The 24,942-nt window shown below is 64.6% G+C and carries 31 protein-coding genes; 17 read left to right on the top strand and 14 right to left on the bottom strand.

Annotated elements, in window-relative coordinates:
• Positions 1-36 precede the first annotated feature (36 nt).
• The 4 genes from ACFSCW_RS14920 to ACFSCW_RS14905 all read right to left on the bottom strand — a co-directional run bounded on the left by ACFSCW_RS14920 (position 37) and on the right by ACFSCW_RS14905 (position 3,155).
• Positions 37-288: a hypothetical protein gene (locus tag ACFSCW_RS14920; protein WP_380890841.1), complete on the bottom strand. Its 252-nt coding sequence runs from the start codon at positions 286-288 to the stop codon at positions 37-39.
• Between the two features lie 61 nt (positions 289-349).
• Positions 350-1,333, bottom strand: coding sequence for a cysteine synthase A (locus ACFSCW_RS14915; protein ID WP_380890840.1), 984 nt, complete (start codon positions 1,331-1,333; stop codon positions 350-352).
• A gap of 78 nt (positions 1,334-1,411) precedes the next feature.
• A complete protein-coding gene (locus ACFSCW_RS14910; RefSeq protein ID WP_380890838.1) occupies positions 1,412-1,939 on the bottom strand; it encodes a PAS domain-containing protein in 528 nt (175 codons plus the stop codon).
• Between the two features lie 193 nt (positions 1,940-2,132).
• A complete protein-coding gene (locus tag ACFSCW_RS14905) occupies positions 2,133-3,155 on the bottom strand; it encodes a sensor histidine kinase (RefSeq protein ID WP_380890836.1) in 1,023 nt (340 codons plus the stop codon).
• A 438-nt stretch (positions 3,156-3,593) separates the two neighbouring features.
• On the opposite strand from ACFSCW_RS14905, the gene ACFSCW_RS14900 reads away from it, so the two are divergent.
• The 3 genes from ACFSCW_RS14900 (at position 3,594) to ACFSCW_RS14890 (ending at position 4,357) form a co-directional block, all read left to right on the top strand.
• Positions 3,594-3,758, top strand: a complete 165-nt coding sequence (locus tag ACFSCW_RS14900; protein ID WP_380890833.1) for a hypothetical protein — start codon at positions 3,594-3,596, stop codon at positions 3,756-3,758.
• A gap of 111 nt (positions 3,759-3,869) precedes the next feature.
• Positions 3,870-4,055 carry a hypothetical protein gene (locus ACFSCW_RS14895; RefSeq protein WP_380890832.1) on the top strand — a complete coding sequence of 62 codons (186 nt, stop codon included), beginning with the start codon at positions 3,870-3,872 and terminating at the stop codon, positions 4,053-4,055.
• A gap of 134 nt (positions 4,056-4,189) precedes the next feature.
• A complete protein-coding gene (locus ACFSCW_RS14890; RefSeq protein WP_380890829.1) occupies positions 4,190-4,357 on the top strand; it encodes a hypothetical protein in 168 nt (55 codons plus the stop codon).
• A 43-nt stretch (positions 4,358-4,400) separates the two neighbouring features.
• Here the strand turns inward: ACFSCW_RS14890 and ACFSCW_RS14885 are convergent, their stop codons facing one another.
• Positions 4,401-4,562 (bottom strand): hypothetical protein, encoded by a 162-nt coding sequence (locus ACFSCW_RS14885; RefSeq protein ID WP_380890827.1) that lies wholly within the window; start codon positions 4,560-4,562, stop codon positions 4,401-4,403.
• A gap of 145 nt (positions 4,563-4,707) precedes the next feature.
• Here ACFSCW_RS14885 and ACFSCW_RS14880 point away from each other — a divergent pair, with 145 nt between their 5' ends.
• The 6 genes from ACFSCW_RS14880 (at position 4,708) to ACFSCW_RS14855 (ending at position 8,302) form a co-directional block, all read left to right on the top strand.
• Positions 4,708-5,034 (top strand): hypothetical protein, encoded by a 327-nt coding sequence (locus ACFSCW_RS14880; protein ID WP_380890825.1) that lies wholly within the window; start codon positions 4,708-4,710, stop codon positions 5,032-5,034.
• Between the two features lie 368 nt (positions 5,035-5,402).
• Positions 5,403-5,564: a hypothetical protein gene (locus ACFSCW_RS14875; protein ID WP_380890824.1), complete on the top strand. Its 162-nt coding sequence runs from the start codon at positions 5,403-5,405 to the stop codon at positions 5,562-5,564.
• 49 nt (positions 5,565-5,613) lie between these two features.
• A complete protein-coding gene (locus tag ACFSCW_RS14870) occupies positions 5,614-5,961 on the top strand; it encodes a hypothetical protein (RefSeq protein ID WP_380890823.1) in 348 nt (115 codons plus the stop codon).
• Positions 5,962-6,026: 65 nt separating this feature from the next.
• Positions 6,027-6,515, top strand: coding sequence for a DNA-deoxyinosine glycosylase (locus ACFSCW_RS14865; RefSeq protein WP_380890821.1), 489 nt, complete (start codon positions 6,027-6,029; stop codon positions 6,513-6,515).
• 22 nt (positions 6,516-6,537) lie between these two features.
• Positions 6,538-7,836 carry a Y-family DNA polymerase gene (locus tag ACFSCW_RS14860; protein WP_380890819.1) on the top strand — a complete coding sequence of 433 codons (1,299 nt, stop codon included), beginning with the start codon at positions 6,538-6,540 and terminating at the stop codon, positions 7,834-7,836.
• Positions 7,837-7,918: 82 nt separating this feature from the next.
• The gene (locus tag ACFSCW_RS14855) at positions 7,919-8,302 is read left to right on the top strand and encodes a hypothetical protein (RefSeq protein ID WP_380890818.1); all 384 of its coding nucleotides are present in this window, start codon (positions 7,919-7,921) and stop codon (positions 8,300-8,302) included.
• A 58-nt stretch (positions 8,303-8,360) separates the two neighbouring features.
• Here ACFSCW_RS14855 and ACFSCW_RS14850 read toward each other — a convergent pair whose 3' ends face one another.
• On the bottom strand, positions 8,361-9,176 hold the full coding sequence (locus ACFSCW_RS14850; protein WP_380890816.1) for an acyl-homoserine-lactone synthase: 816 nt from the start codon (positions 9,174-9,176) through the stop codon (positions 8,361-8,363).
• A 30-nt stretch (positions 9,177-9,206) separates the two neighbouring features.
• Entirely contained in the window at positions 9,207-9,866 is a 660-nt protein-coding gene (locus ACFSCW_RS14845; RefSeq protein ID WP_380890814.1) for a helix-turn-helix transcriptional regulator, read from the bottom strand.
• A gap of 100 nt (positions 9,867-9,966) precedes the next feature.
• On the opposite strand from ACFSCW_RS14845, the gene ACFSCW_RS14840 reads away from it, so the two are divergent.
• The gene (locus ACFSCW_RS14840; RefSeq protein WP_380890812.1) at positions 9,967-12,090 is read left to right on the top strand and encodes a putative bifunctional diguanylate cyclase/phosphodiesterase; all 2,124 of its coding nucleotides are present in this window, start codon (positions 9,967-9,969) and stop codon (positions 12,088-12,090) included.
• Between the two features lie 6 nt (positions 12,091-12,096).
• Here ACFSCW_RS14840 and ACFSCW_RS14835 read toward each other — a convergent pair whose 3' ends face one another.
• Complete coding sequence (locus ACFSCW_RS14835; protein WP_380890810.1) at positions 12,097-12,579, bottom strand: VOC family protein; 483 nt, start codon at positions 12,577-12,579, stop codon at positions 12,097-12,099.
• Between the two features lie 99 nt (positions 12,580-12,678).
• Between ACFSCW_RS14835 and purL the strand changes: the two genes are divergently transcribed.
• The 3 genes from purL to ACFSCW_RS14820 are packed head-to-tail and all read left to right on the top strand — an operon-like array spanning position 12,679 to position 15,303.
• Positions 12,679-14,901 (top strand): phosphoribosylformylglycinamidine synthase subunit PurL, encoded by a 2,223-nt coding sequence (purL, locus tag ACFSCW_RS14830; RefSeq protein WP_380890807.1) that lies wholly within the window; start codon positions 12,679-12,681, stop codon positions 14,899-14,901.
• Between the two features lies 1 nt (position 14,902).
• Positions 14,903-15,079 (top strand): hypothetical protein, encoded by a 177-nt coding sequence (locus ACFSCW_RS14825; protein ID WP_380890805.1) that lies wholly within the window; start codon positions 14,903-14,905, stop codon positions 15,077-15,079.
• Positions 15,076-15,303 carry a hypothetical protein gene (locus ACFSCW_RS14820; RefSeq protein ID WP_380890802.1) on the top strand — a complete coding sequence of 76 codons (228 nt, stop codon included), beginning with the start codon at positions 15,076-15,078 and terminating at the stop codon, positions 15,301-15,303. The genes ACFSCW_RS14825 and ACFSCW_RS14820 overlap by 4 nt, the downstream gene beginning before the upstream one ends.
• Before the next feature lie 19 nt (positions 15,304-15,322).
• Here ACFSCW_RS14820 and ACFSCW_RS14815 read toward each other — a convergent pair whose 3' ends face one another.
• Entirely contained in the window at positions 15,323-15,955 is a 633-nt protein-coding gene (locus ACFSCW_RS14815; RefSeq protein WP_380890801.1) for a choice-of-anchor C family protein, read from the bottom strand.
• Between the two features lie 141 nt (positions 15,956-16,096).
• On the opposite strand from ACFSCW_RS14815, the gene ACFSCW_RS14810 reads away from it, so the two are divergent.
• Both ACFSCW_RS14810 and bfr read left to right on the top strand, forming a co-directional pair.
• On the top strand, positions 16,097-16,267 hold the full coding sequence (locus ACFSCW_RS14810; protein ID WP_380890799.1) for a (2Fe-2S)-binding protein: 171 nt from the start codon (positions 16,097-16,099) through the stop codon (positions 16,265-16,267).
• A gap of 25 nt (positions 16,268-16,292) precedes the next feature.
• Entirely contained in the window at positions 16,293-16,772 is a 480-nt protein-coding gene (gene bfr / locus ACFSCW_RS14805) for a bacterioferritin (protein WP_380890798.1), read from the top strand.
• A gap of 3 nt (positions 16,773-16,775) precedes the next feature.
• Here the strand turns inward: bfr and ACFSCW_RS14800 are convergent, their stop codons facing one another.
• The 5 genes from ACFSCW_RS14800 to ACFSCW_RS14780 form a co-directional block, all read right to left on the bottom strand.
• On the bottom strand, positions 16,776-17,192 hold the full coding sequence (locus ACFSCW_RS14800) for an Hpt domain-containing protein (RefSeq protein WP_380890796.1): 417 nt from the start codon (positions 17,190-17,192) through the stop codon (positions 16,776-16,778).
• A gap of 42 nt (positions 17,193-17,234) precedes the next feature.
• Positions 17,235-18,599, bottom strand: a complete 1,365-nt coding sequence (gene der / locus ACFSCW_RS14795) for a ribosome biogenesis GTPase Der (protein WP_380890794.1) — start codon at positions 18,597-18,599, stop codon at positions 17,235-17,237.
• A 281-nt stretch (positions 18,600-18,880) separates the two neighbouring features.
• Positions 18,881-19,570, bottom strand: a complete 690-nt coding sequence (locus ACFSCW_RS14790; protein ID WP_380890792.1) for an aquaporin — start codon at positions 19,568-19,570, stop codon at positions 18,881-18,883.
• Positions 19,560-20,075, bottom strand: a complete 516-nt coding sequence (locus ACFSCW_RS14785) for an arsenate reductase ArsC (protein WP_380890790.1) — start codon at positions 20,073-20,075, stop codon at positions 19,560-19,562. The genes ACFSCW_RS14790 and ACFSCW_RS14785 overlap by 11 nt, the downstream gene beginning before the upstream one ends.
• Before the next feature lie 6 nt (positions 20,076-20,081).
• Complete coding sequence (locus tag ACFSCW_RS14780; RefSeq protein ID WP_380890787.1) at positions 20,082-20,405, bottom strand: ArsR/SmtB family transcription factor; 324 nt, start codon at positions 20,403-20,405, stop codon at positions 20,082-20,084.
• A gap of 297 nt (positions 20,406-20,702) precedes the next feature.
• Between ACFSCW_RS14780 and ACFSCW_RS14775 the strand changes: the two genes are divergently transcribed.
• A complete protein-coding gene (locus tag ACFSCW_RS14775; RefSeq protein ID WP_380890785.1) occupies positions 20,703-21,713 on the top strand; it encodes a chemotaxis protein CheB in 1,011 nt (336 codons plus the stop codon).
• A gap of 61 nt (positions 21,714-21,774) precedes the next feature.
• Complete coding sequence (locus ACFSCW_RS14770) at positions 21,775-24,939, top strand: CheR family methyltransferase (RefSeq protein ID WP_380890784.1); 3,165 nt, start codon at positions 21,775-21,777, stop codon at positions 24,937-24,939.
• The last annotated feature ends 3 nt before the right edge of the window (positions 24,940-24,942 follow it).

The following is a 24,942-nucleotide window of genomic DNA, read 5'->3' as shown; positions in this document are numbered from 1 at the left end:
CTGTGTTCTTGGGATATCACGGGACTGGCCGGGCGATTACTTGGCGGGCGCAGCAGCGGCGGCGTTGCCGCTCGCTGGCGCGGCCGGAGTCACGCCCATTTCGCTCAAGGGATCGCTCGGCGCTTGGCCCTGATTGCCGACCATGTTGGCGACGGTTTGTTCGGTGCGGGTGGCCGGTGGTTGCGCGGTGACGGGCTCGCGACGAGCCGACTGGAAAATCGCCGCGGACACGGCGACGATCAGCAATACGGCGCCCAGGCCGGTCAGCCCGACGCGCACTCGTTGCATGCCTGCGCGTTTGTCTTCCGACATTGCGGCGGATTGTAACCCTTTAGCGACGAAACGCAAATCAGGCGGCGTTGGCCGTCGCGATCAAACCTTTCGCCGCAAGCCAATCCGGATTGTAGAGCGTCGAAAGATAGCGGAATCCGGTGTCGCACAGCACGGTCACGATGCGCCTACCCGGCCCCATCTGCCGCGCCAGCGCCATCGCGCCCGCCACGTTGATCCCGGACGAAAGCCCTAGGCACAGCCCTTCCTCGTTCAGCAACGCCTGGACCTGCGCCAATCCTTCCTGGTCCGAGATCCGGAACTGCGTGTCGATCGGCGCGCCTTCCAGATTGGCAGTGATCCGCCCCTGCCCGATGCCCTCGGCGACGGAATTGCCCTCGGCCCTGAGCTCGCCGCACGCATAATAGCTGTAAAGTGCCGCGCCGTACGGGTCGGTCAGCGCGATCGTGACGTTCGGGTCCTTCGCCTTGAGCCCCAGCCCCACCCCGGCGAGCGTTCCGCCCGTGCCTACCGAACAAGTGAACCCGTCGATCCGCCCGTCCATCTGTTCCCAGATTTCCTCGGCGGTCCAGCGGATATGGGCCCGCCGGTTGGCGATATTGTCGAACTGATTGGCCCAGATCGCGTTCGGCGTTTCCTCGGCGATGCGGCGCGAGGTGTGCACGAAATGGCAGGGGCTCGAATAAGGCGCCGCCGCGACCAGCACCAGCTCCGCGCCCAGCGCGCGCAGCGTGTCCATTTTCTCGCGGCTCTGCGTTTCGGGCATGACGATGATCGTCTTGTAGCCCTTCGCGTTGCCGACGAGCGCAAGGCCGATGCCGGTATTCCCGGCCGTCCCCTCGACGATCGTCCCGCCTGGCGAGAGCACGCCCCGCTCCTCGGCATCCTCGACAATGCCGAGCGCCGCCCGGTCCTTGACCGACGCGCCGGGGTTGAGGAACTCGCACTTGCCGTAAATGTCGCAGCCGGTCGCTTCGCTCGGCCCTTTCAGGCGCACCATCGGCGTATGACCGATCAGCGCCAACGTATCGGGAAATGTCATGAAGCGGAGGTAAGGATGTCGCGCCGGACGGGCAAGCGGGATGAAACTATCGGCGCTGCAAGCCCGACTGCATAATGGTCATCGTGTGTAAGGCCGCCGCCGCAGTTGCTCGAGCCCGCGGCGGGTTTCTTCGCAAAGCCGCCGCGATTCCTCGCACGCCGCGTCCGCCCGCCGGAACAGCCTTTCGCGCCACTCCACGCTCTCCCTGACCAGCACATCCGAAGTCACGTCCACCACATGGTGCACCAGCGCGAGCACGGCACCCGCCTTGTCGCGCACGGGCCAATTCACGGGACGCCAGTGGCGCGTTTTCCACTGCCCCTCCGGATCGGTCACATCGTAGCGCTGGACTTTCATGACGTGCCGGGAACCGGAGGCCCGCGCCTCGGTCAGCGACTGCCTGAGCTTGGCCACGCCATTTGCGCCGGCCAACCCGGGATTGTCCGGAAAGGCCTCGAACATGTCGCGTCCGGCCAGGCTATCGCGCTGCCGCATGGTCGCCGCGAGGTACGCGTCATTGGCATCGATGATCTCGAACTCAGGCGTCATGACGAGGAAGGGCGTCGGCGCCCCGGAATAGACCTCCCGGTAAATCGACTGGGCCATCCGGCGCTTCCCGTTCGAAGTCCGAAAGTGGCGTTGCGCGCGTGCAGTGGTCATGATGCGATACTCGGTGAAGCTTCCATCAGCCTGACCGCGCCAGATCGCCTCGTCAAATGGGAATGTCGGCATCCGACCCATCGCTGACATTGGACCAGCCTTCCCTGGGGACGCGTAGAAAGTTGCTGCCTCCTGCGGGTCACGCTTCGGAAGCGGGCAGACTCCACGTGCACCGAACGCCATCGGTCTCGAAATTCAACTCGCCGGAGCCAAGCCGCCTGAGCAACCTGGTCCCAAAGCCAGAGCGCTCGGGGCGCGCCACAGGCGGACCGCCGGTCTCGACCCAAAGGAATGACACGCGATCAGCGACTCTCTCGATCTTCAGCGATACCCGCCCTGTGGGACCGGATAGCGATCCATGTTTCGCAGCATTGGTGGCGAGTTCGTGCAGCGCAAGCGCTAACGATATGGCCTCACGAGCTTCGACCCGGATGCCGGCCGGACATTGGACTTCAATCCGGCGCCAAGAGTCGTCGAAGGGCGTCAGCGCCTTATTTACCAGAAGGGCGACTTCGGCCGAGGGCTGCCGCGCATCTTCGTTCAGAAGATCTTGGGCGCGGGCAATAGCCTGCAGGCGCTCCGAGAATGCGATCGCAGGCGGACTGTCCAACCCCAGAGTTTGCAGGGCTACCGATTGAACCACCGCGAGATTGTTTTTGACCCGATGCGCCATTTCGCGGGCAAACAGTTCCGCTTGCTCGGTTTCCAGTTCGAGCTCCGCAATGCGCCTCGCATGCTCCCGCCGTTCGCCAGTCCGATACAAGTGGGATGTCGTGATGATCACCGTCGCGGTAATCGAAAATCCAACAAGGGGGATCACGCCTTGTGGGGTTAGCTCCCACGAGAACGGTTCAAAGAAGAGGTACCAGGACAATAAGCCGCCAATCAGGGCGGCCGTGATTCCGGCGATCATGCCGACGAAGGTCGTGACGAAGGCCAGGGCAACCACAACCGGTAGCGTCGGCAATTGATAAGACGAGAGCGGCAGCGCATATCGAACTGCGACCGCAACGAGAGCGGCAGTTACGCCGATGGCAATCTCTCGAAACGGATGATGCGATGGCGAAGCGCTGACGGCTCGACTCAGCCGGTCAGCGAATGATCCCTCACCCTCTTTTTCGGGCGCATACGAGAGCCCAGGCCGCGCAGGTTCATGAAGCACGACAATCAGATGCCCGGATTATGTCATGCGGGCAATGCGCTAACGAGAAGCCCGTATCTCCGATGGCCGACGCTCGGCTTCAGGTCCGCCGGCGCGAATGCGAAGGCCAAGGCTCAATGCTCGAGCGCTGATCGCCACCTGGCTCCGCCCGAGCGCTCGCGCGATCTGCGGCCTGGACATGCCAGCTTCAACAAGCTCGGTGAGCTTTCGATCTTGCTCGGCGGTCCAGGGTTTCCCACGGTTCATGCGCGCCCCTCCAGCACGTCTTCCCGCATACATTTGGTTAAGGCGAAAAATCACCCGCGCTTCCGCGCTTCTCAGCTGCCACCCTCACTTCTTTTAGCCGATTTTGCACCGGCTCGCACACGGGCTTTACCGATTGGTGTGATCGAAGCTTTGCGTGCTGCGTTGCGGGATAACGTTGGCTAAGGGGCTGCGATGAGCCAGGCTGAAGTCATTCGAAATATGAAGGAACGCGCGGATCGATGCCGCCGGTTGGCGTCGCAAATCCTCGACGAGAACGCCAGCAAGGCTTTGCGCGAGATGGCGCACCAGATCGAAGCCGACATCGAAGAGCTTGCACGATCCGCGACATCACCCTGATCCGATCTCCATTGCATCGCCCCCGCGCTGGCGTCCTACGCCCAACCGTAACCAAACTCTTATATGGTCTACGGTGCAGACACCGAAGGCGTCAGCCCCTATGGGTCGTCAATGCGTATCGATCTCACGTGCCGTGTGTGCGGCGGCAACCGCTTTACCCTGGATCAGCAGCTCGACGACTGCTCACGCGTCGAATGCGAGGATTGCGGTCATGAGATCGGTACTTTGGGTGAACTCAAAGCCCAGGTTGCCGCGGAGGTTTTGAAGCGCAGCAGCGGCCGATCACCGCGCGCCTGATCCGCGATGCTGTCTTTTACCCGAGACTCTTCGAGCAAAGGGGTGTAGAGCTGGCGCATCGCCATCCCGTTCTGAGCATATGGCGCCCGAGAGACACACGGAAAGCTCCCGCTCGAGTTGAAAGGAGGCGCGTCATGGCTTCCAACATCGAGTTCTATTTGCGTCGCGAACGTGACGAACGACTTGCCGCTTCCGAAAGCGAAGATCCGCGCATTGCGGCGATTCACCTCGAAATGGCCGCGCTTTACGCAAGGCTTGTAAGCCTGGAGCCGGAGGCTCCGGCATTGAAGAGGGTGTCGTAGGTCCTGGGCCGATCGGCAGCCCGTGCCCCTCACTGCTGAACGGTCATCGTTCGAACGGGTCGATCGGCAACTGCATCAACTGACGTAGCTGACGGACTGCCCGCTCCGCCTCGTAGCGGCGCTCATCCATCTCGCCGGGCGGGGATCGGTACACTCGATATGGCAACGTCGCGACATAGCTTTCCGGATCATCGGTCGTCCGCATCGAACACTTGCTCTCAGCTCTCCAATTAAAGCGGAACAAACGACAGCCCCACCTGTTGCATGATTATCGCCAGAGAACCAACCTCGGCATCCTGGCGCCTGAGAGACATTCGTCGCGCTCCCGCTGAATCCAGGGGAGCCGGCTTGTGCCAAGTTCCTACGACCATGCGCGCGACCGCGCGGCGGCGACGAGCGCCAAGCGTATAGCAGCGTCTCAACGTGCTGTCCTGGCGACCGAAGCGCACATCCGCTCGTCACGCGCAATGCTCGATCGAACCAGGCGCTTGCTCGCCAGCACGCAAGGACTTGCCGAGCCGGGCTTCGTCATTCTGTGCAGCGCGGACCTGAATGCAACAGCGGCAATGGCCAGCACAGACATCCGCCGTGTGGGAGAGGTGAAGGGGCGAGGTTGGCCGAGCGGTATCAGCGAGGATCAGTGGATGGCTGTGCGCCTTCGCGCCGGCAGCCATTAGCTGCAAAGCTGCCCGATGCCGTGAGACGGCCCAGATCGCTCAGGAAACCGCAGCGGGCACCCTTCTTGCACCAGCGGACGATTACCAGGATCGATCAGAAGGGGTAGGCCGACTGCCGGAGCAGTTCCCGCGAACGCCGCACCGCGCGGTGGGTTCGTTCCAGGGCGGCTTGCGTCTCCCGCTCCGCGCGCTTGGCCCGATCGATAAGAAAGGTAGCATGCAAGGTGGCTTCGCGGCAGCTCATCCCATTGGAATAGGCCGCAATACTCTCCTGTCATTCACCCGTGTTGCTTAGCCAGGTTTGTAACCGATATCATCGTGACTTCTGAGCGATTGCGGTCCTTCGCAGCTTGCCCGATGTTCCCAGCATGAAGATGCCCGGTCCATCGCTTTCATCGTTCGTCATGGGCCGCGCGGGTGCCGCGGTGCTCTGGCTTCTAGATGCGCCCGTTTGGCAAGGGCTGGGCATGCTGGCCGCTAGCCTCGGCTACGCCATCTTTTATGCAGTCATTTTGCCCCGCGAGAGATGACGGCTTTCGATCCATTGCGGACATTCTTTCACTCTGTGATTTAGTCCGAATGAAAGAAGGTTACCTGTCTGCTGTGCGTCGCGAGTGGAAGCTCCTGCTGTTTATCGTTGTGGGGCTATCTCTGCTCGCCGCCTTCTTCGCCTTCGATCAGAACCAACGATCTGAGCCGTTGAAGCACGAATACGCGACAATCGTCCGCTTTGGGCTGGCAAGCAGCGAGACCGGCGATTACCCAATTCTTGTAGTTCGGCGGGCTGACGGCAAACTTCAGCAGCTAGCTACGAGCCGGGCGGTTGTATCCTTGTGTAGACGTGGAGACAGGATCGAACTGGCGCAGCAGGGGGCAATCACCAGTATCGGTCAACGTGCGTGTCAAGCAGGTCGAAGCAGCCGCTAACAACGTCCGCTAACCACCCAATCCAGACATTTGCATCCTTCTGATCCAGCCCCGATCATCGGCCAGTGACGCGCCACGCATCCTTTCCGCCGGTCATCGATTCGCACACCGAAATCCTGGTTCTGGGCAGCCTTCCCGGCGTCGCGTCCTTGGCCGCGGGGCGCTATTACGCGCATCCGCGCAATCAGTTCTGGCGGCTGCTGGGCGCGGCGATCGGGATCGATCTGCAAGGACGGGCCTATCCCGCAAGGCTCGCCGCCTTGCGCGAGCACCGCATCGGCTTGTGGGACGTGATCGCCGATGCCGAGCGGACTGGTAGCCTCGACGCCGCCATCCGCAATCCGGCCGCCAATGACCTGACAACGCTGGTCACATCGCTGCCGACGCTTCGCACGATCGGCTTCAATGGCGGCACCTCCGCCCGGATCGGCGCCGCCCAACTCGGCCCGTTGGCGGATCGTTTTCGCCTCGTTCGCCTTCCCTCCAGCAGCCCCGCGCACGCGGTCCCGTTCGATACCAAGCTGGCCGTCTGGCGCACGCTGTTCCAACATTGAAGTTCATGGTATGTTCCAGGTCGTGATCGATTCACTCGACCTGCCGCCGCGCCCGCTGCGCTGGCTGTTCCTCGATCTGAACAGCTATTTCGCCAGTGTCGAGCAGCAGCTCCAGCCAGAGCTGCGCGGGCGCCCGGTGATCGTGGCGCCGGTCGGCAGCGACACCACTGTGGCAATCGCCGCATCCTACGAGGCCAAGCGCTACGGCATTTCGACCGGCACGCCGGTTTGGGAAGCGAAGCAGAAATGCCCGGACTTGCTAGTCACCCCGGCCCGGCACGAGCGCTATGTCGAGTTCCACGACGCGATCGTCGAGGAAGTGTGGAAGCACATCCCCGTCACGCATGTCTGTTCGATCGACGAAGTCGCGTGCCGCCTTCTGGATAACGAGAACAGCCCCGAGGCCGCCCGCGCGCTGGCGCTCAGCATCAAGGCCGGCATCCGCGCCCATGTCGGCGAATGCCTCACTTCCTCGATCGGGATTGCGCCGAGCCGGCTGCTCGCCAAGCTCGCGTCCGACATGCAAAAGCCGGACGGGCTGATCGTCCTGACCGCCGATCAGCTTCCGCACCGGCTGTTCGCGCTCAACCTCCGCGACATTGCCGGGATCGGTGCAAAGATGGAGCGGCGGTTGGCGCGCGACGGCGTTAATACGATCGCCGATCTCTGCGCCCGCAGGCCGCGCGATGCCGGCTCCGCCTGGGGCGGCGTCAATGGCGATCGGCTCTGGTACGCGCTTCACGGCGTCGACCTGCCGGACAAGCCGACGCAAAGCCGCACGATCGGCCACAGCCATGTGCTCGCGCCGCGTTCGCGTGGGTTAGAGCCAACGCGGCTGGTCGCGCGCCGTCTCGCGTTAAAGGCGGCGAGCCGGTTGCGGCGCAAAAGCTATGTCGCGCGGCTGCTGGTGCTTCACGGCAAGTTCGAGGACGACAAGTCGAACTGGCGCACCAGCGTGAAGCTGCCGTCCACGCAGGACAGCTTCGCCATCGTCGCGGCGCTCGACCGGCTCTGGCCGCGGCTGGCGGCTGCGGGGCGAAGCCGGCCGGGCGGGTTCAGGCTGCGCATGGTCGGCGTCACGCTCGCCGAGATTGCGCCGGTGCGGGGCGAGCAGGGCTCGCTGTTCGCGCATCTCGATCCCGATTCCGCGCTGGCCCGGGAAACGCGGTCGCTGGCGCTCAGCCGCGCGATGGACCGGTTGAACGAACGGTTCGGGCGCAATGCGGTGACCTTGGGTCCGCTGGCGGGAGGCCGTGCCGATCATGTCGGCACCAAAATCGCTTTCGGGCGTATTCCGGAACTGGCAGAATTCCACGAATGACAGCGCTGGACCGTCGAACATCATGTTATAGAATGATGTCGCACTTGACCGGACATGCTGCACTCGCGAAAGCCGGAGGCCTATGACGCGAATCGCTCCCCTCTCCGCCGTAGCGGCCCTGCTGGCGCTCGCTGCCTGCAACAACTCCAAGAAGCCGGAGGTGATCGACACCAATCCGGATCCGATGGCCAACCAGATCGCCAACGCGGCGCCGGTCGAGCTGCCGCCTGCGGTCACCGACACCGGTATCTATCGCTGCAAGGACAATTCGGTCGTCTATGTCGACTTCCTCGGCGACAAGACCCAGGCCAATATCCGCACCGAAAAGGGCGGCACCCCGGTCCATGTCCAGTCCACCGAAGCGGGCAAGCCGCTCACCGGCGCGAACGGCACCTCCATCTCGGGCAGCGGCAAGACGGTGCAGATCGCGGTCAAGGGCGGCGCGGCGCAGAGCTGCAACCGCTAGTTCAATTTAAAAGGCAATTAAGGGCCGGCCCGGGAAACCGCGCCGGCCTTTTTCATGCTCAGGCGATGGCCGCGGCCGAAGCCTGGTTGCGGCGCACATAATCGAACGCGCGCTGGTTGAGCTTGGCGTTGGTCATCGTCCGCATCGCGTTCTGCGCGATCTCCCGGGTATCGCCCTCGACCGGCTGCAGCGATGCCGCGAGCGATGACTGCAGCGCAATCTCCGCCGCACGCTCATGGATCGAGCGCCTGTCGGAAGCGTCGGGCATCAGCTTGATGTGCCCCTGTTCCGGCAAGTCGAAGTCGCGGCGGATCTTGGCGATGGCGAAGTCGCTGGCGTCGATCTCGAACGCGATGCCGGTACCTTGCCCGAAGTCGACCGGATCGCCGAGCAGCGTCACGCGCCAGCCCATCGCAATGAAAAGCGGCAGCAGCCGCACCTCGGCGAACGCCACGCACCTGGTGCCGCCGGCCGCGCGAGTCAGCTCGAGCGGCGTGATCATCTGACAGGCCCGCCGGCGCTGATTGTGGCGAGCTCCGCCCGATTCGAGGCAGATGCCGCGGGTGATTTCCCACACGCCCGGACCGGTCGGGTCCGGCGTCCCATCCGCCAGCGCATGGCTGAACACGTCCATCAGCAGCGACCGGTCGTCGGTCGGCCGATAGCGGCACGCCATCGTCAACTGCTGGTCGACGTCGAACGAGAAACCGTAGACGGCGCGATCGTCGTCATACTGGTCGACTTCGAGCCCGCCCGCACGCACGGGAATATTCCAGCCGAGTTCGTCCACGAACACGGCCTTCCTCAAACGATGGAACTCAGCGATCTCGCGCTCGTAAAGCGCGCGATTGTCGCTCGCAACAACATGCAACATGGATAGACGACCCCCGCCCCCGGACGGCTGCTAACCGTTCTGGGTCGCCTTATACGTTAATTTTTCGGAACTTGAAGAGCAGTTCTCAAGAGAAGTTACAGCAAGCCAGCCAAGCCGTGCCGCGAAAGCGATCGCTTCCGCAACGGAGGAGCAACCGAGCTTGTCGACCGCATTATCGGTTATGGTGCCGATCGTTGCGATAGTGAGCTTCGATTCAGCCGCGATGTCGATCGTTGCCAGCCCGGCCAACCGGCGGCCAAGCACATAACGTTCGCGCAGCGTCAGCCCGCAATCCGTAGCCACGTCATCGGCGAGTTCCTGTAGCGCGATGGCGCGGGCAGCGAACAGCTCCGCATAGCCGCGGAGCCGCGTGAGCTGCTCACGGCCGAGCGGCTCGCGCGGTGGCGCAAGCAGCACGCGGGTGCCCGCCATGAAGCTCTCATCGGTGTCGATCACGATACATTCGGCAGCGCGCCCGATCAGTTCGGGCGCGTCGCCCACCAGCGGTGCATAGCCGCCACCGTTCTTTCGGAGACAGAAATGGCCGCCGATGCCGTGTTCGTGGAGCGCGTTTGCGAACAGCGAGACGAGACTTTCGGCATCGGGCGCGATCAGGATTTCAGCACGCAGCCGGGCAGTCGCGGGGAAGGCTTTGCCGCGAAGGGGTTGGGTGCGCAGAGTTCGGTTCATTCTGAAGGCGTGATGCCCGGTTTGGGTTAACAGGACGTTTAGGCTCGGTGGGGCCGTAAAAGGTAAGAACGCGTTAACCGTTCTCGAATATCCCGCACTTGTGAGGGAAGCGAAGCCATCTGCAGAGAAGAAGCAAGGCCGGGCGGGCGCAAGCCCGGAGCCTTGGCGCGACCAGTCGCTTGCGGTGCGCGCACTGGAACTGGCCGGCCTTGGCACGTTGACCGTCGGCGCTATCGATGGACGGGTCGAGGCGGACAAGCGCGCCACCAGTCTGCTCGGCTCTCGTAGGGGCCTGACCGGACGAAGCCTGCTCCGGCTGATCGATCCCCATCAAGGCCCCGTCGTGATCCGTGCCGTTCGCCAGGCGCTGAGCGGAGCACCGGTGACGATCGCCATTTCCGGCAAGACCGCACAGGGCGCCGTCCTTCACGTCGATGCCGGCCTCAGCCGCACCCAGACTGCCGCGGGCGCCACAGCTCTTTTCGTGACGCTGATGGACCGGACCGAAGAGCGCGAGGAGATCGCCGACCTCAATCGCAGCGTCGAGCATCTCTGGTACACGGTCGAGCTCAACCCGCAGCTTCCCTGGGTCGCCGACAACGAGAATGGGGTGACCCGCGTCACCGAACGCTATCTGAACATGGTTGGGCTGGACGAGGAAAAGGCCCTCGGCTTTCTCGGCTGGATGCACGTGCTGCACCCCGAGGATTTGCCGCGCATGCAGGCGACGGTCGGCGCGGCGATGCTGGCCGGTTCACCGCACGACGTGCGCTGCCGATTCAAGGTCGCCGACGGCAGCTACCGCTGGATGCGTTCCCGCGCCTTTCCCCGCCGCGACGACGACGGCAACATCATCCGCTGGTACGGCTATACCGAGGACATTCACGAGCTCGTCCTGACCGAGATCGAGACTCGGTGGGCTGCCGAGCACGATCCCTTGACCGGCCTCCCCAATCGCGGGCTGTTCAACCAGCGGCTCGACGAGCTTACCACGCGCGCCGCCGAAGGCCTCGGCCGGCTGGGCCTGGTCATGCTCGACCTTGATCACTTCAAGGACGTCAACGACATCCTTGGCCACCATGCCGGCGATCGCCTGCTGATCGAGTTCGCCAAGGTCCTGCGTGAGACGATCACGGTGGAAGCCACGGTCGCTCGTCTGGGCGGCGACGAGTTCGCGATTCTGCTGCCCGGCATCGATGGGCCGGAGGCCATTGCCGCCCTGATCGACGATCTGTTCACCAGCCTGAAGAACCCGCTTCGTCTCAACGGCCGTGAATTCGACTGCCGCGCAAGCGCCGGGTCCGCGATCTTCCCGATTCACGCGAGCAACGCGTCCGAGCTGTTCAAGCACGCCGACATCGCTCTCTATGAATCGAAGAATGCCGGGCGCAGCCGCTATATGAGCTTCGAGCCCGCGATGCGCAGCAAGATGCAGCGCCGGGTCGCGATGATCAACATCGGCCGCGAGGCGGTCGAGAATAACCGCCTGCTCCCCTACTACCAGCCGCAGATCTCGATGCAGACCGGGCAGGTGATCGGCTTCGAGGCGCTGCTGCGCCGCCGCGACCGTTCCGGCCAGATCTGCCTGCCCGGCACGATTGCCGAAGCGTTCAACGACTATGAGGTCGCCGAGGCGATCGGCATCAACATGCTCGACATGGTGATTGCCGACATGATCGACTGGCGCAGCCGCGGCCTCGATTGCGGCAAGATTTCGATCAATGCATCGGCGGCCGAGTTCCGGAATCGGGACTTCATCCATCGGCTGATCGATCACACCGATCGTGCCGGCATTCCGCGGGACCGGTTGATCATCGAGGTCACGGAGGGCGTGTTCGTCGGGCGCTCCGCTTCGGCGGCGAACGATATGATCACCGAGCTTAAGCAGGCAGGCTTCGGCATTTCGCTTGACGATTTCGGCACCGGCTACGCGTCGCTGACGCACTTGCGCGAGATCCCGGTCGACGCGCTGAAGATCGACCGCAGCTTCATCCAGGACCTGTTCGGCAACAGCGGCAATGACAGCGCTGCCATCGTGTCGGCGATAATCAAGCTCGGCCAAGGCCTCGGCAAGACCGTGGTCGCGGAAGGCATCGAGACCGAACGGCAAGCCGATTTCCTGCGGCAGCATGGCTGCCTCGCCGGCCAAGGTTACCTGTTCGGTCGTCCTGCACCCAAGAGCTCGATCGACGAACTACTGGCCGGCAGTCGCAAGACTGGCTGACCGGCGTCAGGCCGGTTCCATTGCCGACATCCGGCGCTGCATCTCTTCAGGCGTCACGTCCTCGACGTGCGTCGAGATCATCCAGCGATGGCCGAACGGATCGACCAGCGTCCCGGACCGGTCGCCGTAGAATTGATCCTGGACCGCCCGTTCCTCGTTTGCGCCTTCGCGCAGGGCCCGGGCGAAGGTCGCGTCCACGTCGGGCACGTAGATCATCAGGCTGGCGGTCACGCCGCCCCGCGCCTTGGGCCCACGCAGATTCATGTCGGGCCACTCGTCGGAAAGCATGACGCACGAATCGCCGATCTTGATCTCGGCATGGCCGATCCGGTCGCCCCTCTCGACGCCGCTCGGGACAGGCATCGCCATCCGCATGATCTCCGTCGCGCCGAACGCCCGCGCGTACCAGTCGATCGCTTCCGCTGCGCCATCGACCACAAGATAGGGTGTGACGCTGTGATAACCGTCGGGGATGGGGTTCACCGTCATGACCGCCTCCTTAATTGCGAGTCGAGATGCGGATGATCTGTCCGGCTCCTCGGCGACACAAGGGCTGACAGGCGCGGGCAGTGGCGCTAACGCGCGCCCATGTCCGCGATCACTCCCGAAATCGTCGCCGAACACGGCCTTTCCCCGGAAGAGTATGAGCGCGTCCTGTCCGCGCTCGGGCGCGAGCCGAACCTGACCGAGCTCGGCATCTTCTCCGTGATGTGGTCGGAGCATTGTTCGTACAAGTCATCGCGCGTGCATCTGAAAAAGCTGCCGACCAAGGCGCCCTGGGTCATCCAAGGCCCGGGCGAGAACGCCGGCGTCATCGATATCGGCGACGGCCTTGCCGTGGTCTTCAAGATGGAGAGCCACAATCACCCGTCCTATATCGAGCCCTATCAGGGCGCGGCGACGGGCGTGGGCGGCATTCTGCGCGACGTGTTCACGATGGGCGCGCGCCCGATCGCGAATATGAACGCTTTGCGCTTCGGACGGCCCGATCACCCGAAGATGCGCCACCTGATCGCCGGCGTCGTCCACGGCATCGGCGGCTACGGCAATTGCGTCGGCGTCCCGACCGTTGGCGGCGAGGTTAATTTCCATTCGGCTTATGACGGCAACATCCTGGTCAATGCGATGACTGTGGGCATCGCGAAGGCCGACAAGATCTTCTATTCGGCCGCCGCGGGCATCGGGAACCCGGTCGTCTATGTGGGGTCCAAGACCGGCCGCGACGGCATCCACGGCGCAACCATGGCGTCCGCCGATTTCGGCGAGGATTCGGAAGAGAAGCGCCCCACCGTGCAGGTCGGCGACCCGTTCACGGAAAAGCTGCTGATCGAGGCTTGCCTGGAGCTGATGGCCTCCGACGCGATCGTCGCGATCCAGGACATGGGAGCGGCGGGACTTACCTCGTCTTCCGTCGAGATGGCGTCGAAGGGCGGAGTCGGCATCGAGCTCGATATGGACACGGTGCCGTGCCGGGAAACCGGCATGACTCCCTACGAAATGATGCTCTCGGAATCCCAGGAGCGCATGCTGATGGTGCTGAAGCCCGGGCGCGAAGCCGAGGCCGAGGCGATCTTCCGCAAATGGGAGCTGGATTTCGCGGTGATCGGCCGCATTACCGACACCGAGCGGCTGGTGCTCAAATGGAAAGGCGAAACCGCCGCCGACATCCCGCTTGGTCCGCTCGGCGACGACGCGCCGGCCTATGAACGGCCCTGGGTGCCGACGCCGAAGCCGACGCCACTCGCGGACCTGCCCAGCGAGCATATCGACATCGCCGGCGACCTGAAGCGGCTGCTCGGCACGCCCGACCTCGCTTCGCGCCGTTGGGTGTGGGAGCAGTATGACCATATGGTCGGCGCCGATACGGTGCAGAGGCCGGGCGGTGACGCCGCGGTGGTGCGCGTGCACGGCACCGAAAAGGCGCTCGCCATAACCACCGACTGCACGCCGCGTTATTGCTATGCCGACCCGGTCGAAGGCGGAAAGCAGGCGATCGCCGAAGCATGGCGCAACCTGACCGCGACCGGTGCGCGGCCGCTCGCCGCCACCGACTGCATGAACTTCGCCAACCCGCAACGGCCCGAGATCATGGGACAATTCGTCGGCTGCATCGAAGGCATGGCGGAAGCCTGCACCCAGCTCGACATGCCGATCGTCTCGGGCAACGTCTCGCTCTACAACGAAAGCAAGGCGACCGGCGGGGGCTCGGCGATCCTGCCGACGCCGGCGATCGGCGCGGTCGGCCTGATCGACGATTGGACCAAGTCGATGTCCGTCGGCTTCAAGGGCGTCGGCGACGTGATTCTGCTGGTCGGCGAGCGCACCGGCCATCTCGGCCAGTCGCTGTGGATGCGCGAACTGCACGGCCGCGAAGACGGGCCGCCGCCGCCGGTCAATTTGGACGCCGAGCGTCAAACCGGCGACTTCATCCGCGCGGCGATCGAGCATGGCCATGTCTCTGCCTGCCACGACGTGTCGGACGGCGGCGTTGCGGTGGCGCTCGCCGAAATGGCGCTGGCGAGCGGCATCGGCTTCATGGTCGACAAGCCCCAGCCGTTCGGCTGCGCGCGCAGCTTCTTCGGTGAGGATCAGGGACTTTACGTCGTGACCGTGCCCGATATGGCATTGGTAGAGTTCCTCGACACGGCGCTGGTCGCCGGCGTGAATGTCGAGCCGCTCGGCCGCACGATCCGCAACCGCATTATCTTCGAGCGCCCCGACCGCGATTGCGTCGTGACGCTCGACGAGCTGCGGGAAGCCCACGAAGGATTCTTCCCGAAACTGATGGGCGCGGACGCCGCGCTCGCCTGAGATGGCCGCCGGCTATTCGGGAACGCCGCTCGCGAAAAAGCTGTCGCTGAAGGACGGCATGCGCGTGTGGCGGCTTGGCATGCCGGATAGTGTCGCGAACGAGATCGGTGACGCGGGATTCGTTCTGGAACTGCTCGACCGGCCGCAAGTCAACCTCGACTGCGCGCACATTTCGTGACCGAACGCGCCGAGCTGGAGCGTCAGCTTGCAGCGTTGAAACCGGCGCTCGCGCCCGGCGGCTTCGTCTGGGTGTCGTGGCCCAAAAAGGCAGCGCAAGTCCCGACCGACATTACGGAGGATACGATCCGCGCCGTATGCCTGCCGATGGGCCTGGTCGACGTGAAGGTCTGTGCCGTCGACGCAACCTGGTCGGGATTGAAGCTAATGGTCCGGCGCACCTGAGGCGCGCCGGACCATCAGATCAAGCGAACGTAATGGCGGTCCGATTGCGGCGGCGCGTCGCGAGGCCGAGCATCGTAAAGCCGCCCAGCATCATCGCCCAGCTGGCCGGTTCCGGCACGGCGGCGATGCGCACATTGTCGATCGCCGGGCCGTAGCAGCAGCCGCCCGATGCGTCCGCCGAGAAGCTGATCAGCGCACTCGTATCGCTCGCGGTGAAGCTGTAGCTGACCGTCGCCCACTTCATGTCGGCGCGATTGCTGCTGGCATCGCTGTAAGCGAACTGAAAGGTCTGGCCGCCAGCGGTGAACGTACCGGTGCGGGGCGTCACGCCGCCGTCCGGGTTGCGCGACACGTCGAAGGTGACGGCATAGCTCTGGCCGACGGTCAGGCCGGTGATGGTCTGGCCCAACGTGCCGATCGAATTGCCCGACAGGTCGACGCTGCGCACGCCGTCCGAAGCTTGCCAATAGCTGCCGATATAATCGACAGAACCGGCGAGCACGTCCCAGCCGGTAATGTTCGTCTGGCCCGCATTGACCGTGGTGAAGCTGCCGGGATTGACCCCGTCCTCGAAGCTTCCATTGACGATGGTGGCGGCATGGGCCGCGCACGGCAACGCTGCCGCGCTCAGAAATGCGATCAGCTTACGCATGAAAGTTCCCCCTGAAACAACAACATCGTGGTTGATAGGCCATTAATCCTGTAACGGCTAGACTCCGTTTTGAGCACGTCCCGGAACGATACAGCCCATCTTACTTGCGAGTAAGTCGCAATAGCTGTAGTCCTCATCTCCATGATCGTTTGTAACTGCAATGCGATTCGCGAGCGGCAGGTCCGCGACGCCGCCAGGGCGGGCCATGCCGATCCACTGTCTGCGTACGCATCGCTCGGCCGCCGTCCCCGCTGCGGGCAATGCGTTTCCTATGCGCGGCAGATCATTGAAGAGGAACGCGCTGCCGCCTAGGGTCTCCTGACAGGAGGGCCGGACGATGCAGGGCGATCCCAAGGTCATCGAATATCTGAACGACGCGCTCAAAAATGAGCTGACGGCGATCAACCAATATTTCCTGCACTATCGGCTGCTCGATCACTGGGGCGTGAAGCGCCTCGCCAAATTCGAGTATGAAGAATCGATCGACGAGATGAAGCATGCCGACTGGCTGGCGGAGCGCGTCCTGTTCCTCGAAGGCCTGCCCAATTTCCAGATGCTTGGCCGGCTGCGGATCGGCGAGACGGTCGAGGAGGTCCTCAAATCCGACCTTGAGCTGGAGAAGGAAGCGATTCCACTGCTGCGCGACGCTATCCAGCACTGCGAATCGGTGCGGGACTACATCACTCGCGATCTGCTGAAGCGCATCCTCGAGAACGAGGAAGAGCATGTCGATACGCTCGAGCGACTGTTCGACCAGATCAAGCTGATGGGACTGCAGAATTTCGTCCAGCTTCAGTCGAAGCCGGCGGAGGAATAGCGCCTAGCCGAAGATCGCGCGGCGGCCAAAACCGCCCGGGCGGCGCTCCATCAGCGGGTTCGTCTCGCGGTCGAACATCTGCAGCGTGTCTTCGAACATCGGCCGCAGCTTGACGACTTGCGGGATGAGTTCGTCCGGCGTGGTGTGCAGCTCGACGCAGCGCCGCGCAACGACCTCGATTTCCTCTGCGATCACCGCCAGCAGCTCGGCGCCGAACTGCCGGGCCTCGCCCTTCAGCGTGTGTGCGGGACGGACCAGGGCTGCCGAGCTTTTGTTCCGCATTGCCTCCTCGATCGCGTCAAGGGACTTGGCCCCGTCCTCCTTGAAATAACCAAGGATGCGGAGGAAGTCCGAGCCCAGCTCGGCGCGCGCCTGATTGAAGGCGTTCCAGTCGATCAGCGGAGAGGCGTTCCCGGACATGCCCTCCTGATTAGACGGGATCGGTAAACAGTCGGTTGCCGATCATTTCGCCTTCGACTGATCGAACGGATTTTTTGGCGCGCGCATCGTCAGCCGCACCGGCACTGCGCCAAATCCGAGATCGCGGCGGAGCCCGTTGATCAAATAGCGGCGATAGCTTTCGGGCAAGAGGTCGACGCGGGTGCCGAACAGCACGAAGCTGGGCGGGCGCGTTTTCACCTGCGTCACGTAGCGCGGCTTGATCCGCTTGCCGCCGGGCGCGGGCGGCGGATTCTTCTCGATCGCCGCTTCGAACCAGCGGTTGAGCTCGCCGGTCGGCACGCGGCGGGACCAGGCCTCACGCGTCTCGAACGCCACCTTCAGCAGCGTGTCGATACCCTTGCCGGTCGCCGCCGAGACGGTGAGGACCGGCAAGCCTTTGACCTGGCTCAGCCCTTCTTCGAGCGCGGCCTTCACCCCGTTGAACAGGGCGGAAGCGTTTTCCGCCACGTCCCATTTGTTGAGCGCGATGACGAGCGCACGGCCTTCCTGCAGCACGGCGTCTGCGATGCGGAGGTCTTGCGCTTCCAGCCCTCGCGTCGCGTCGAGGAGGAGGACGACGACCTCGGCGAAATCGACTGCGCGCTGGGCGTCCATCACCGACAGCCGCTCCAATTTGTCGACGACATTGGCGCGCTTGCGCATCCCGGCGGTGTCGATCAGGCGGATCGGGCGGCCTTCCCACTCCATGTCGATCGCGATCGAGTCGCGGGTGATGCCGGCCTCGGGCCCTGTAATCATCCGATCCTGGCCCAAGATCTTGTTGACCAGAGTCGACTTGCCGGCGTTCGGCCGGCCGACGATCGCGAGCTTCAGGGGCGCCGCGGGATCGTCCTCGTCCTCCGCCTCCTCTGCTTCTTCCTCGCGGTCGATATAGGGCAGGATCGCCTCGAACAGGTCGGCGACGCCTTCGCCGTGCTCGGCCGAAATCTGGACCGGATCGCCGAAGCCGAGCGCCAGCGCCTCGAGCGCGCCCTGCTCGCCGGCGCGTCCTTCGGCCTTGTTGACGGCGAGGACGATCGGCGTGTCCTCGGCGCGGAGCCAGCGGGCGATCTCCTCGTCCAGCGGAACGACGCCGGCGCGGGCATCGATGAGGAACAGGGCGACGTCCGCCTCGCGCACCGCCGCCTCGGTCTGCGCGCGCATGCGGCCGGGGAGCGTCTGCGGGTCTTCGTCCTCGAAACCGGCTGTGTCGATGACGCGGAAATCGAGCCCGATCAGATGCGCGTCCCCCTCGCGCCGGTCGCGGGTGACGCCGGGCCGGTCGTCGACCAGCGCCAGCCTCTTGCCGACAAGCCGGTTGAACAGCGTCGACTTGCCGACATTGGGCCGGCCGACGATCGCGACGGTGGGAAGAGGACGGGGCATGGGGCGCCCCCGTTAACGCGTGCGGGCGCGGAAAGTTAGGGAAAAGTGAGGCCGGCGCGGCAGCGAAGTTGAGGAACGGCGCGCGGCGAAGTTGAGGAAATTGAGTTGGTGAAAAGATGCGCGGCGGCGGGACGGCGGCCACGAAACGTCACCAAAGATCACGAAATTCGCTCATGGCATAAGCGGACTTCGCGCTTGGCGCTGCGGATGGAGTCGACGATTGCAAAGAACCGGGACGGAGTGTGGCACGACGGCGGGGGTGTAGGACAGGGCTTTCGAGCTTAGCGCCTTGGCTCAATCGGCCGATCGTCGAACAGGAACAGGGCGACTCCGGCCGCGGCCAAGGCCCCGAAAAGCTGGGCGATTATGAACGCCGGCGCATCGCGCGGCGCAATGCCGGCGAAGCTGTTGGTGAGGCTCCTCGCGAGCGTGATCGCCGGGTTCGCGAAGCTGGTCGACGAGGTGAACCAATAAGCGGCGACGATATAGAGCGCGACGCTGGCCGGCACCCATTGCGGCCGATGGCGGACGGTGCCGAGAATCGTGAGCAGCAGCCCGAAGGTCGCGACCGCCTCGCCGCACCATTGGCCGAGCCCGGTCCGCCCTTTCACCGAAAGCTGCAGCGTGGGCAGACCGAACATCACATGCGCCGCCCAGGCGCCGAGGATGCCGAAAGCAAGCTGGACCACGGCATAAGCCGCCGTCTCGCGCCACGGCAGCTCTCGCCGGATCGCCGAGACCATGCTGACCGCCGGATTCATATGCGCGCCCGAAATCGGCCCGAGCATGGTGATGAGCACGAACAACATTGCGCCGGTCGCCAGCGTGTTGCCGAGCAGCGCGATCGCGTCGTTCCCCTGCGACAGGTTCTCGGCCATGATACCGGAACCGATCACGGTCGCGAACAGGAAGAAGCAGCCGATGGCTTCGGCCGCGAGCCTGCGCCCGAGCGCCGGCGCGTCAGCGCCCATCGGTCGCGCCTTCGATCCTGCCGATTTCCTTGAGCCGGTGCTGAAGACCGAGCGGCTCGATGCTGTCGGTAGGCAAGGCGAGGAAAAGGTCGATCCGATTCTTGAGCAGCCGATAGGCTTCGGCAAAGGCGAGATTCCTTTCCGCCTCGTTCCCCTCCACCGCGGCCGGATCGGGAATGCCCCAATGCGCCGTCACTGGCTTGCCCGGCCAGATCGGACAGACCTCGCCCGCGGCGTCGTCGCAGACCGTGAAGATGAAATCGAGTTCGGGCGCATCCGGCCCCGCAAACTCGTCCCAGCTCTTGGAGCGGAAACCGCTCGTGTCGTAGCCGAGGCCGCCGAGCAGCGCGATCGAACCGGGGTTCACCTGGCCTTTCGGAAAGCTGCCGGCGCTAAAGGCGCGAAACCGCCCCTGCCCTTCCCTGTTGAGAATTGCTTCCGCCAGGATGGAGCGCGCCGAGTTGCCGGTGCAGAGGAACAGGACATTGTAGATGCGCGCGCTCATGCCGCCTCAGCAGCTCGCCGCAGCCAGCGTGGCCGGCGCGCAGGAGGCCCCGCCGCAGCAATTCTCCATCAGATACGCGACGAGCGCGTTCATTGCGGCGTAGTTCGCGCGGTAGATGATCGAGCGGTGCTGCCGCTCTTGCTCGATCAACCCGGCCTTGCCGAGCTGGGCGAGGTGGAATGAAAGCGACGAGTTCGGCACGTCGAGCTCCGCCGCGATCCGGCCGGCAGCCATGCCGTCGGGGCCCGCCTGAACGAGCAGCCTGAACAGCGCCAACCGATGCTCCTGCGCCAGCGCTCCGAGGGCGGCGATTGCTTCAGCCGGCTGCATTTGAGTCTCCCATTTCGATGATTATCGAAATGACATGAGCCGGCCTGTGACGCAAGTGCCATTTCGGCACCTGTCGAAATGATCGCCGGGCAACACCTCTCCCATAGGGAGAGGTCGAGACGCGCGGTCGCGCGTCAGGGTGAGGGGATCGGGGGCGGAACGTCAAACCTCCGATCCCCTCACCCCGCTCGCGCTTTGCGCGAGTCGCCCTCTCCCTGTGGGAGAGGGGCATCATTCTCCGTCCTTAAAACGGAACGGAAAACGAACTCGTTCGCTGGCCTGGCGAAGGGATTTTTGATGGCCAAGCGCGATATCATCGTCATTGGCGGCTCTGCCGGGAGCGGCGGCGTGCTGCAGCAGATCATGGCGGATCTGCCCGGCGACATGCCGGCGAGCCTGTTCGTCGCGACGCATGTCCCTTCGCAATCCAGCGGCTATCTCGCCGACATGCTGGACCGTGCCGGGCCGCTGCCGGTGCGGCAGGCGATTGACGGGCAGCCGATCGAGCGCGGCCATGTCTATGTCGCGGTCCCCGACCGTCACCTGCTGCTGGACGATGGCACAATCCGGCTGGGCAATGGCCCGCGCGAGAACATGACCCGGCCCGCGATCGATCCGCTGTTCCGGTCCGCCGCGCTTTCCTATGGCGCGCGCGCCGTGGGCGTCGTGCTGAGCGGCATGTTGAACGACGGCGCATCGGGGCTGTGGGCGATCAAATCGTGCGGCGGCACCGCTGTCGTCCAGCACCCGATCGACGCGCGTGCGGACCAGATGCCGCTCGCCGCGCTGGAGGCGGTCTCGGTGGACGAAGTGGGAAGCGCCGACGATATCGGCCAGATCTTGACGCGGATCGCGGCGAGCGAGGCCGGCGAAGACCGGCCGCCGCCGGAAGGCCTGCAATTGGAGGTCGAGATCGCTGCGGGCCGGCGGCTGGGCGCGGACACGCTCCGGCGCATCGCCGATCCGAGCGCCCTTTCCTGCCCCAATTGCCAAGGAGTGCTTTCCGAGATTCGGAACGGCAAGCCGCTGCGCTATCGCTGCCAGACCGGCCATGCCGTCACCGCCGAACGGCTCGTCGCGGCGAATGACGAAGTGAGCCAGGCCATGCGGATCGCGCTGCGTGTCATGGAGGAGCGTGTGACGCTGGTGACGCGCATGGCCCAGGACGCGCGCCAGACCGGCAGAGAGGCCGTCGCCGAACTCTACGAAGCGCGGGCCGAGGAATATACGAATTACGCCCAGGTGCTGCGGACAGCGGCGGTCCGCTCGCTGCAAATGAGCCATCAGGTCGGCGACGAGAATATGTAAACGCAGCCGTGGTTCGGCGCGCCAAGTGGCGCTAGAACGGACTATCGAAACGGAAGAACCAGTGGCCAGAAACGGACAATCAGACAAGCCGGCGAAGCGCCGGAAGGACGAGCAGCCAACCGAGCCGATCGCCGTTGTCGGCGTGGGCGTGGGATCGGCCTCGCTGCGCTCGCTGGAGGAGTTGTTTGCCGGCGTGGATGGCCTGGGTGCCGCCTATGTGATCGCCATTCGTCAGCAGGACGGCCCGACGGTCGAGACCATCATCGGCGCGCTGCAGCGGCACACGAAGCTGCCGATCAAGGTGGCGAGCGATGGCGAGAAATTGGAGCCGGGCCATGTCTATGTCGGCGGCCGCGACGACCTGATCACCATCACCGACGGGCATATCCGCACGCGCGTGGCGGAGCAGCCGATCGGCCATCGCGGCACGGTCGACACGATGCTGATGTCGATTGCCGAACATGCCCAGGACCGGGCCGTGGCCGTCATCCTGACCGGCCTGGGATCGGAAGGCACGGCGGGCGTGACCGCGACCAAGAATTTCGGCGGACTTTCGATCGCCGAATCGGTGAATGGCGAGGCGGAAGCCGCGGCGCAGGGCGCAGCCACCCCGGCGGGTATCGTCGACCTGCTGCTGCCGATCGAGCAGATCCCGGCGCAGATCGCGCTTTACATCCGGGGCCTGGAGACCATCGGCACGTCGGACGCCGGCGCCGACGTTCCCGAGGCTGTCGCCGGCCAGTTGACGCAGATCGCGAACATATTGCGCAACGTCACCGGCAACGACTTCCACGGGTACAAGACCAACACCTTCCTGCGCCGGGTGCAGCGGCGGATGCAGGTGGTGCAGGTCGCGACGATCGAAGCCTATATCGGCCAGCTCAAGAAGGACCGCGAGGAGGTGCAGCACCTCTTCCAGGACCTGCTGATCGGCGTCACGCAATTCTTCCGCGATCCCGCCGAGTTCGAGGCGCTGCAGCGCGAATTGCCGAAGCTGTTCGAAGCCAAGGGCAATGACGATCAATTCCGGGTCTGGGTGCTCGGCTGCGCGACGGGCGAGGAAGCCTATTCGATCGCGATCCTGCTGGCCGAATATATCGGCACGCTGGACAATCCGCCGCACGTCCAGATTTTCGCGACCGATCTCGACGCGCGGGCGCTCGGCGCCGCGCGTGCGGGCCGCTATGCCAGCACGATCGCCGAGCATGTCAGCCCCGAGCGGCTGGCACGCTGGTTCATCAAGGAAGGCGACACCTATTGCGTGGTCAAGGAACTGCGCGAGATGTGCATTTTCTCGCCGCACAACCTGATCAAGGACGCGCCGTTTTCACGGATCGACCTGCTTTCGTGCCGCAACCTGCTGATCTATCTGAACTCCGAGCTGCAGGACCGGGTGATCCCGATCTTCCATTTCTCGCTGCGGCCCGGCGGCATCCTATTCCTGGGCTCGTCCGAGAACGTGACGCGGCACCAGAAATTGTTCGCGCCGGTCGATCGCCGGAACCGGCTGTTCCGGCGCGTCGAGACGGCGATCCGAGTGTTGCCCGAATTCCCGCTATCGGCGCGGGCTGGCAGGCGCGACATCATCGCGGACAAGGCGCCGACGCCGCTGCGGCCGGCCGGACTGGCGCACGGCATCGGGCGCCGCGCGGCGCAAGTCGCGGAACGCTATGCGCCGGCCTATGTCGTCATCGACCGCGACCAGGAAGTGCTGCACTTTTCCGGGCGGACGGGCGGCTATCTGGAGCCCGCGACCGGGGCGGCGACGCTCAACCTGCTGAACCTGGTTCACCGCGACCTGCGGCTCGACCTGCGCAGCGCCATCCACCGCGCCGGCGAGGAAATGCGCCGCATCGAAACCCCGCCGGTGCCGATGCGCGACAATGGCGACAGCGCGCTCGTCAAGATGATCGTCGAGCCGATCGTCGAGAATGGCGACCTGACCGCGATCATGGTCGTGTTCCAGAACGCCGGCCCGTTGCCCGAATCGCCGGCGACGATGGGCGGCCAGAGCGACGAGCATGTCGAGCGGCTGGAAGCCGAGCTGAGGCTGACCAAGGAACGGCTGCAGGCGACGATCGAGGAGCTGGAATCGACCAACGAGGAGCTGAAAAGCTCGAACGAAGAATATCAGTCGATCAACGAGGAGCTGCAGTCCGCCAACGAGGAGCTGGAGACGTCGAAGGAAGAGCTGCAATCGGTCAACGAGGAGCTGCAGACGGTGAATGCCGAGCTGGGGCACCGCGTCGCCGACCTGGCCCGCGCCAACAGCGACCTTAAGAACCTGCTGGAATCGACGCAGATCGCGACGATCTTCCTCGACAACGAGCTGCGGGTGCGCAGCTTCACCCCGGCGGCGACCGACGTGTTTCACCTGCTCGACACCGATGTCGGCCGGCCGATCGAGCATCTCGGTTCGCGCGTGCCCTACCCCGAGCTGAGCGAGGACGTGCGCAAGGTGCTGACCAAGCTCGGCACGGTCGAACGCGAAGTCACTTCGCGCGAGGGCGGCCATTATATCGCCCGCGTCCACCCCTATCGCAGCGTCGACAATTTCATCGCGGGCGCGGTGCTGACCTTCCTGGACGTGACCGGCACGGTGAGGGCGGAATCGGCGCTGCGCGAAAGCGAGGCGCGGCTGCGCGTGCTGCTCGCCGAGCTGCAGCACCGGGTCCGCAACACGCTGGCAGTGGTAAAGTCGATCACCAACCGGACTGCGGAAAGCTCGGCGACGGTCGTGGACATGGCGGAGCATCTGATCGGGCGGCTGGACGCCTTTGCCCGCGTGCAGGCGGCCGTGACCCGCGCGCCCGAGGCGAGCATCAGCCTGTCCAGCCTGATCGAGGACGAAATGCTGGCGGACGCGATGAAGCAGGGCGAGCAATTCTCGATCGACGGCCCGCCCGTCGAGCTGACGCACAAGGCAGCGGAATCGCTGAGCCTCGCCTTTCACGAGCTGGCCACCAACGCAGTGAAGCATGGCGGACTGAAATCGAACGGCCGCGGGGTGGACGTTTCGTGGCGCCTCGACGGCGAGAAGGGCGACCGGCTGCACCTCGTCTGGCAGGAGCATGGCGGCAACGGGTCGGCGACCCGGCCGGAGCGGGAAGGCTTTGGCATGGAGCTGCTGACGCGGCTGCTGCCTTACGAGCTCGACGCCCGATCGGTGATCGAGTTCGAGCCGGAAGGGCTGCGGTTCTCGCTGGAAATGCCGGTCGGCGGCTAGGCC

The organism is Sphingomonas tabacisoli (assembly GCF_042678385.1).
Lineage (GTDB): Bacteria > Pseudomonadota > Alphaproteobacteria > Sphingomonadales > Sphingomonadaceae > Sphingomonas_B > Sphingomonas_B tabacisoli.
The sequence above is the reverse complement of the archived record's forward strand: the minus strand, read 5'-3'. Positions and strand labels throughout refer to the sequence as shown.